Origin of the sequence: Streptomyces sp. MnatMP-M17, assembly GCF_900091995.1 — a bacterium.
Classification (GTDB): Bacteria; Actinomycetota; Actinomycetes; order Streptomycetales; family Streptomycetaceae; genus Streptomyces.
Map to the genome: position 1 here is coordinate 1 of NZ_FMDK01001186.1, position 1,436 is coordinate 1,436.

The window sequence follows — 1,436 nt, forward strand, 5'->3', positions numbered from 1 at the left end:
CGCGCGTCCGCCGGGCGGCAGGCCCTCGCGGTCCGCGACCAGCGCCAGCGCGCGGCGTCCGGCGACCGTGCCGATCTTGTCGGCGACAGCGCCGCGCATGCCGATCGACGCCTCCAGCTCGGCACGGGCCCGGTCCAGATTCCCGACACAGAGCGCGAGCACGCCCAGCTCATGGTGGAAGTACGCCTCTTCCGCGACCTCTCCGGCGAGCCTCGCGGCCTCGGAGCCGGTCCGCAGGGCCCGCTCCCACGCGCCCCAGTGCAGGCCCGCCAGGAACGCGGGCGCGGCGCTGCGCGCCAGCAGTACGGCGGCGCTCGCGTGACCGGACTCCTGGCCGGGCACCAGCGGGCCCAGCGCGGCGAGTATGGCGTCGGCCTCGGCGGCGGCGCGCTCGGGAGTGACCGAGGGATGCCCGGTCCACCAGGCGTAGTGCTGTGCGGCGGTGTGCGCGTGGGCCACGGCGTCGTCGCCGTATCCCTTCGCCTCCAGCTGCGCGACGACACCGGTGGCGAGCCGGTAGCGCCCGCCGACCGGTGTGAGCAGTCCGCAGCTCATCAGCTCGCCGAGCGCGGCGTCCGCGTGGGTGTCGCCCACCAGGGCCGGCAGATGCGCCTGGTGCGGCACCTCGCCGCCGAGCGCAACCGCGAAGCGCAGGGTGGCGCGGGCGGCCTCGCTGAGCCGGGAGGCGAGCAGGGCCGCGGGCGCGGCGCCCTCGCCGAGGCTGGGCAGAGGTATGTCGTATCCGTCGGGCGTGCTGACCGGCGTCTCGCCGATGGACGGTTCGAAGGGCTCGAACTCGTCGAAGGCCTCGGGGCCGCCACGGAGCTGGTCGCGCTGGCGCAGCAGCGCACCGGCCTGTACGAAGCGCAGAGGCAGGCCCTCGGACTCGAACCAGAGGTCGCCCGACCAGTTCGCCTCCTCGTCGGTGAGCGGGCGTTCGACGGCGCGCTCCAGCAGTTCCAGCGAGGTGCCGCGGCCGAGCCCGCCGAGGGCGATCTCGTCCAGACGCGCGTCGGGCGAGGGCGCGTCGGCGCCCGGGACCGGAGCGAGCAGATAGGCGCACTCGGGCGTCGCGCCCAGCAGTTCGTCCAGCGCCTCGCCGCCGAGCTCCAGATCGTCCAGGACGACGACCGCGCCGATGTCCTGGACGAGGGCGAGCAGTTCCGTACGGTCGGGCCGCCGGAGGGTCGCCTTGTATACGGCGGAGTACAGCTCGTGGAGCAGCTCGGTGCCGGTGCGGTGGTGGCCGGAGAGACGTACGACTCCGTCGGGCGCGAGGTTCGCGCAGTCCGCCGCGACGGCTTCGAGCAGTGCGGTACGGCCCGAGCCGGCGGGCCCGGTGAGATAGACCGAGCGGCCACGGCCCAGCAGCCCGGCCAGCCGCGCGCGTTCCTCGGCGCGCTCCAGCAGCGGCAGCGGTGGCGCGGCGGGGCCCG

At 75.6% G+C, this 1,436-nt stretch carries 1 protein-coding gene; it reads right to left on the reverse strand.

Annotated features, from left to right (window positions below):
• The coding region (locus GA0115259_RS37625) for an ATP-binding protein (RefSeq protein WP_141716877.1) at window positions 1-1,436 on the reverse strand (1,436 nt) is incomplete at both ends.